Raw genomic sequence first — 6,851 nt, 5'->3', positions numbered from 1 at the left:
TTTATATCTGTAATAGCATGCATCTTGAGGGTCTCAGGTGCTTCGGCGGCAGGTTTCTCTTCTTCTTTGACCTCAGAAGATGCCTTAGGGACGTAGCTATTAGCAACGTCCTCAGCTATGGCAGGTTTTTCCTGCTCTTTAACTTCTAAATCTTTTTTGACTTCTGTTAAAACTTCCTGTTTTCTGACCTCTACCTCTCTGTGCTCTGTGCTCTGTGCTCTGTGTTCTTGCTTTTTTACTTCCATCTTTGAAACAGAGAGTATTAACACATTCCCTTCGCGAAAGGACTTAACTTCGCCAGGCTCAGCCAGAATAATATCGAGCCTCACAAAATCCCGGGAATCCCCGGTATCAGCAGGTGCTATCTCCATAACTCCAGCCTTGCCAACAACAATCTTCTTAGTAAACCTGCCAAGATTTATATCTTTAAGCTCCACTGCTATTCTATAAGGATTTAATGGCGTGTACACCGCATACTCAAAGGGTGAATTGGCCTCTATCTGAATTTCTGTAATGCCCTCTTTTTCTTCAACATTTATGTTTGTAACAGTAGGCGATTTGTCGGTCTCTTCAGCAACAGCAGGCAGGGCAATGATTAAGATGGCTGAAATTAATGCCAGAAACCTTATCATTTTACTGTCTCCCTTGAAAAAGATATTGCAAGGTTGTTTCTAATAATATTGAGGTCGCCTGAGGACTGGTTTATAATTGCTACTCCTGCACTTCCTGAAAATGAATTCTTCAGTACGTCCTTTCTTTCAACATCTGCATCAGAGGCATATTCAATGACATTGCCCCCTGTCTTTGCGCCAAGCTCAGAATCTCCGAGCACCATTGCACTGCCCATGGAGAAGATAAATATATTGCTCTGCTGGTTAAGATTTCCTGGCGACTGGTTGACCATAAAAAGGCCCTTAGAATTGTCAAAGGAATTTTCAATAATAGATTGCCTGCGTAATATGCCTGAATACCTCACGGTGTTGTCAGTGCTTTCATTTAAATAGTCTAATTGAATGTCTGAAAGGCTCTTCCCGGGAGTAAAGGTTATAATTGCTATATTCGACTGGTTATTAAGCGAGCCTGATGCCTGGTTTAGATTAAATAGCCCCATATTATCTTTATATGAATCCTTTATGATTGAGCTGTGGCTTGTGTCTGATTCCTCGAGGGTATTCTTTAGATTTCCGATATTAATGACCAGGGAACTTTCCTGAAAGCTGTCAAAATGTAAAGAAAAATCAGCACCAAAGGCCCGTGCAGATAATAAAAGTATCAGGGCTGTTATTAAAACCCTTAATCCTCTCAAGTGCCCCTCCTTAAAGAGATGAAGGAATGCCCCGATGGAGTTACTTATTGTGTCTGTCTTCCATGTGCCTACCTCCCTAACGCGATTGGCAGCGTTCTTCTGGCCGAGGTCTGCTTCTGCCATGGCCACTGTCACGTCAGTTCCGATGGCAAGGTCAACCACATTGTGCTGGTTGTTGGCATTTCCAACAGACTGGTTAACGCCAACAATGCCTCTGTTATCATTAATAGAGTTCGTTATCAGGTCAGTCTTCTGCACATATCCATACTCCTCAGTGATATTAACAAGATTTATCGCATTCAACTGGTCAACTGCTGCCTGCGACTGTGCAAAGCTGTCTTCTGCAGGTGTAAAAGCAATTCCAACCACATTACCCTGATTGTTCATATTGCCGGCTGACTGGTTAACATGTGTAATACCTGCGTTGCTGGTAACAGAATCCTTGATCAAATCGTGCTTTGTCTGGTTTGCATCATATCCATCGCTCACATTGAATGTAACGATATTGGATGCATTTACATGCGAACCTGACTCAGCAGCGCCGCCGTTGGATTCTTTATCCCCGGATACACGGATGCTGATATTTTTGTTTATATTTACTGTCTCATTAACAGTAATGTTCTTGTCCTTATTGATGCTGACATCAACGTCAACCTCAGCCATGGCAACGGCTGTCATGGAAAGGACAAAGAGAGCTGCTGTAATTAATATTGAGAGTTTTTTCATTTTCTATCCTCCTTTCCTTATGGCAGTGATGTCAGGCTGGGTGAACCGCCATTGAGATTCAAACCGAGTGACATGCTCACCACATTGGCCTGGTTGTTCATGTTGCCTGATGTCTGGTTAACATTGACTATGCCCCTGTTCTCATTGATGGAGCCAGATATTATGTCTCTCTTGTGTGTGTTTGTTTCACTAACCGATGCAATGATATTTGCCTGGCCGAGGTCTGCCTCATTAAGGGCAACTGCGCCATCCATGGCTATTGCAATAGCAATTGCATTGTGCTGGTTATTGATATTGCCGACAGACTGGTTAACGCCAACAATGCCTCTGTTGCTGTTGATGGAGCCAACGATTATGGCATCCCTTATTGGGACATTGATTGTGTGGATAGCAGCGATGTGGTTCATCTGGTCAACTGCTGCCTGTGCATTTGCAAACCCATCTGTTCCGCCGTTTGTGTTGCCTCCATTATCCGGGGGGACATCTATGGCAATGCTTATTACATTACCCTGATTGTTCATATTGCCTGTTGCCTGGTTTACATTGACTATGCCTCTGTTGCCAAGAATAGAGCCTTCTATTGTTGACACTTTCTCAGCGCAGTTCTCGCATGCAAAGTCAAATATGTTTGTTGCATTGACATGAGCCGATGCCTCTGCTGCCTTTGAGTCGCTCGTCACAACAGAAACATCTACTTTGATGTTTTTGTTAATATTTACATTCTCATTAACAGTGATGGTTTTCTCTTTGTCAATGTCAACATACACATCAACCGTAGCCATAGCAGGGACTGCGAGAGCCAGGACGAACAGGACTGCTGTTAGTATTGAGAGCTTCTTCATGTGTTAAACCTCCTTATTTAAAATTTTGTCTTTTGAAACTTTTTAAACAACCTCGGAGAGTCGAGTCTCCGACCTTTTGGGGATTTAACCCCGATTATTAAGACCCTTCACCTCCTCTCGTGAATTTACCTGCCCTGAATGGACAGGGTATTTCTCTGGGAATTCCCATGGCCTGTTGACACGCAAATCTTTATAACCCCCTTGCCTGCCTCATCCCAGAGTATTATCCTTGCGTCTGCCCCCTCTATCTCCTCGGGAAGAGAAGCTTTAAGGCCCTGTCCGGCGATTTTCAGTAGCTCAGCATCGCTAAGCTCTCCTTCGACACGCTCAGGATTCAATGCTGAGTTTATCGAAACATCGCTCAGGCCCTTAAGCTCCAAACGGGCCCCCGAGGTTTCAACTGGCTCCTCTGCCATTGCCCATGTAGGGGTCAGGCATATAATAAAAAGCCAGATAATTGCTATGAGGACTTTTTTTATTGACATTTAATTATTATGTTTGCAAACCACTTGCCAGCCTGTAAGTCCTTGATTTTAAAAGAGTGGACTTTTTCTGATGTAAACTTTCCTGACAGATAAACCAGGGGTGACTTTACAATAGAAAAAAGGGCTCAAGGTTTTTAGAAAAAATTTATTGACAATTATTGATTCCATCTTTACTATTTCTTTAAGAAACTTTTTAAACAATCCTTCTTTATTCTTAATAAAAGAATTTAGAAAAAAACTCATGGAAATTTGTGAAAAAAAGGGGGTCTTAACATGTCCAGATTTGTTGTCTTTTTGTTTGTTGTTGCCCTATCAATCTTTTATGCCGCCAGCTCAATGGCTGAAATGCCTTCTGCTGAAAAAAAAGAAAAACCAGCCGAACAGATACTTATTGAAAAAGGCGGTGTCCTTCTGCCACAAGGCACATTGGTCCTTGAGCCGAGCCTCCAGTACAACCATTATTCAAGGAACAGAATTTCTATATCAGGGTGGTATGTGGCAGAGGCCATTGTAATAGGCGAGATTGCAGTCTCAGATGTCAAGAGGGACATCCTGATAGCCAACATGACTGCCAGATACGGCATAACTCCAAGGTTTGAGGCAGAGCTGAAAATCCCGTATCACTACAGGCACGACAGGGAGGTAAAGGGCCCTGGCACAGCCGACGTAACCACAAGGACTCTCGATGACTATGGCCTCGGGGACATAGAGGGAGCGCTCTACTACCACCTGATAACAGCGACTGGCAGTGTGCCTGACATAGTTTTCAATGTCAGGGCCAAATCCACCACTGGACGGTCTCCCTACGGCCTCACAAAAGACGCTAAGAACAATTTTACAGAACTTCCCACAGGCAGCGGACACTGGGGTTTTTCAGGAGGCCTTACAGCAGTAAAGGCCAGTGACCCAGCGGTCTTTTTCCTGAGTCTCGGCTATTTCTTGAATGTGGAAAAGGATGCGGGCCACGGCTATGGAACTATTGACCCCGGCGACAGTGTTGAGTATGCGCTGGGCATTGCCTATGCCCTGAGTGAGAAGCTTTCGCTCTCCACCACATACCAGCAGAGATTTACGAAAAGCTCACGGCAGGAAGGTCGAAAGGTGCCTGAGACAAACTTTAATGCGGCAACCATCTTCCTGGGCACAAGCTACGCCCTCTCAAAGAACAGCTCTCTTAATCTATCAGTAGGGTTTGGACTTACAGTGGATGCGCCTAATGTGCAGCTAACATTAAGCGTGCCGTTCAGGATATAACGAGATATAACTAAAGCAGCAGTAGGGGGCGCACCCCTACTGCTCGAACCTGCAAAAAAGCTCGACGCCCTCTGTGGTTAATGCATTTTTTGAGTTAAATGCGGGCACCCCGAACCTGCACCTCGGAGGTGCAAGCCCTGGTCTCTCTCTGAAAGAAGAGTTTCCTCATAATCATCAGGGGCTGTACTACCTGTCTGGACTCACAACGGTCTCTTTGTTTTAAGAAAATGCTTAATTGCTACTGCCTGTGCATCATTACGTAAAAGTTGATGATGAGCGTGTGTATGAAAAACTTGCTGAGCTAAACTGCGCAACCCCACGACCCTATTATATAGACCAAACAGACGAAACAGACGAGGTAAATGCCGTAAATGGAATAAATGATACTTTTCCCATAATTAATATGGTATAATTACTTCAGATTTATTAAGATCCGGAGGTAATAAAGTTGGGTATATCAGTTAATTTGCCTGAAATGAATGTAAGAGAGGATGAAGTAAAATTATTACTTGCGATAAAACTCCTTGAAGAGGGTATAGTCTCGCTGGGGAAAGCTGCTGAAATAGCAAATTACTCTGAAAAGGCTTTTGTGGAGATTCTTATACATAAAGGTATACCGCCAATAAAATATTCGAAGGTTGACCTTGATAAAGAACTAAAGAATGCATGAGAAAGTCATTGTTGACACCTCCGTCCTTATTGCATTAGAGAAAATAAATCTTTTAGATATCTTATGCAAAATTTATAGCGAAATCGCTCTGCCAGAAACTGTTATCAATGAGTTTGGAACTCTTACCATTAACTGTTATTCGGTCAAAAAGGTTAAAAATCCGTTAGTCAAACTACTTAATAGTGATCTAAACTTAGGAAGAGGGGAATCCGAAGTTATAGCACTGGCAAGCGAAACTGGGATGAAAGCTCTAATTGATGATTTAAAGGCTCGCGGAATTGCTGAAAAGTTAGGGCTTAAGGTTAGTGGTACCATAGGGGTTTTGCTTAAAGCAGAAAGCCTGGGTTTGATAAATAGGGCATATGAAAAAGCAAAGGAACTCAGAGAAAAAGGCTTTTATGTTTCTGACGAATTATTAAGTGATGTATCTAATTTTAAAAACCGGTAAGCCGGCTTGTTTTAGAAGAAATGTCAAGATTCAACAGCCTGCAGTTTCCTGGCTGCTATCTTTATCTCATCCCTCAGGAGGCTGATTTTTGAGAGTTCTTCTTCTATCTCGGCAATAAAGGTGAGAATTTCTTCACGGCTTTTTTCATAGAGCACTATCCCTTTCTTTATGCTGTCACCCGAACATTTTGTGACTCAACTGTAATTCCCTTACTGATGGCACAATGCGATTTATTTTATCAAACTTAAGGGTTCGAGTTACAAAATCGAACCCGCAGGAATGCGGTCTTGTCGCAGGGAATTATCAAGACGGGGTTAAAAAGTTTACTGGATACATTTAAAACCCTGTTCTTTAAAATGAGGGTCGAAAGCAAAAACCATCTTAATTCCAAAGGTGCGCATGATCTCAAAACTAACACAATCAACGAGGCTGAGTTTACGTTTTGATGCAACGAGAAGAGCACTTACTCCAGATTTATGTGTCTCGGCATTAATCCATTCAATATTTATCAGTGGCAGTAAATCCTCCTGAAACCCTCTTACAGCTTCAAGCCCGAGACGATGTTGTATAAGGGCGAAACTCTCAACAAGGACATAGTTGCTGGTAATGAGGGCGTTTTCAGGATTAAGCAGATCACTCCATGTTTTTTTTGCTTTTTGGTGATTAGCATCATCTCTGTCGAGCAAGGCATAAAAGGCTGATGTGTCCACAAAAATTATCATTTGCCGAATGCTTCTGCAAGGTATTTATCATGTTCTGCGGAAACATCGTGTTTCCCTGAACTGAATCGACCTGCTATATCAATCGCCTTTTTTCGCCTTTCTTCAGTATCAATAACTACTTTTGATTTTATAAAAGTATCTACGGCCTGCCTTATTAGCTCTGCAATAGAAAGATGCTTTGATAAGGCTAATTTTTTTAATGCATCCGCCTGCTCTTCTGTTAACTGAATTTGGGTACGTACCATATTGCCTCCTATGATTACATTTTTGATTAAATGATAACAAATAACAAAATAGTTGTCAAAGTTCTATTTGTTCGATTTTAAGAGTCTTGCCCACCTCCGAGGTGGGCTGTGGAATATTGCTATGAGGATTCATAATATGTTGCCGATGCTGTT

Annotated in this window: 9 protein-coding genes; 3 read left to right on the top strand and 6 right to left on the bottom strand. The window is 42.5% G+C overall.

Going from position 1 to position 6,851, the window contains the following annotated elements; all coding sequences use genetic code 11:
- From HZC12_03170 to HZC12_03155, 4 genes are all read right to left on the bottom strand, one after another.
- Positions 1 to 632 (bottom strand): AMIN domain-containing protein (locus tag HZC12_03170; protein ID MBI5025728.1); only part of this gene is annotated, 632 nt, incomplete at its 3' end.
- Positions 629 to 2,032 carry a hypothetical protein gene (locus HZC12_03165; GenBank protein MBI5025727.1) on the bottom strand — a complete coding sequence of 468 codons (1,404 nt, stop codon included), beginning with the start codon at positions 2,030 to 2,032 and terminating at the stop codon, positions 629 to 631. The genes HZC12_03165 and HZC12_03170, both read right to left, overlap by 4 nt.
- Before the next feature lie 17 nt (positions 2,033 to 2,049).
- Positions 2,050 to 2,874, bottom strand: coding sequence for a hypothetical protein (locus HZC12_03160; GenBank protein MBI5025726.1), 825 nt, complete (start codon positions 2,872 to 2,874; stop codon positions 2,050 to 2,052).
- Between the two features lie 125 nt (positions 2,875 to 2,999).
- Entirely contained in the window at positions 3,000 to 3,359 is a 360-nt protein-coding gene (locus HZC12_03155) for a hypothetical protein (GenBank protein MBI5025725.1), read from the bottom strand.
- Positions 3,360 to 3,632: 273 nt separating this feature from the next.
- Between HZC12_03155 and HZC12_03150 the strand changes: the two genes are divergently transcribed.
- The 3 genes from HZC12_03150 to HZC12_03140 all read left to right on the top strand — a co-directional run bounded on the left by HZC12_03150 (position 3,633) and on the right by HZC12_03140 (position 5,731).
- On the top strand, positions 3,633 to 4,613 hold the full coding sequence (locus tag HZC12_03150) for a transporter (protein MBI5025724.1): 981 nt from the start codon (positions 3,633 to 3,635) through the stop codon (positions 4,611 to 4,613).
- Between the two features lie 475 nt (positions 4,614 to 5,088).
- Entirely contained in the window at positions 5,089 to 5,283 is a 195-nt protein-coding gene (locus tag HZC12_03145; GenBank protein MBI5025723.1) for a UPF0175 family protein, read from the top strand.
- A complete protein-coding gene (locus HZC12_03140; protein MBI5025722.1) occupies positions 5,276 to 5,731 on the top strand; it encodes a DUF3368 domain-containing protein in 456 nt (151 codons plus the stop codon). Before HZC12_03145 ends, HZC12_03140 begins: the two co-directional genes overlap by 8 nt.
- Positions 5,732 to 6,054: 323 nt before the next feature.
- Here the strand turns inward: HZC12_03140 and HZC12_03135 are convergent, their stop codons facing one another.
- Positions 6,055 to 6,453 (bottom strand): PIN domain-containing protein, encoded by a 399-nt coding sequence (locus HZC12_03135; GenBank protein ID MBI5025721.1) that lies wholly within the window; start codon positions 6,451 to 6,453, stop codon positions 6,055 to 6,057.
- Positions 6,450 to 6,698 carry a ribbon-helix-helix protein, CopG family gene (locus HZC12_03130; GenBank protein MBI5025720.1) on the bottom strand — a complete coding sequence of 83 codons (249 nt, stop codon included), beginning with the start codon at positions 6,696 to 6,698 and terminating at the stop codon, positions 6,450 to 6,452. Before HZC12_03130 ends, HZC12_03135 begins: the two co-directional genes overlap by 4 nt.
- Positions 6,699 to 6,851: the final 153 nt, after the last annotated feature.

The organism is Nitrospirota bacterium, from assembly GCA_016214385.1.
Classification (GTDB): Bacteria; Nitrospirota; Thermodesulfovibrionia; order UBA6902; family JACROP01; genus JACROP01.
Note: the sequence above shows the minus strand (reverse complement) of the source record. Positions and strands in the feature narration are given on the sequence as shown.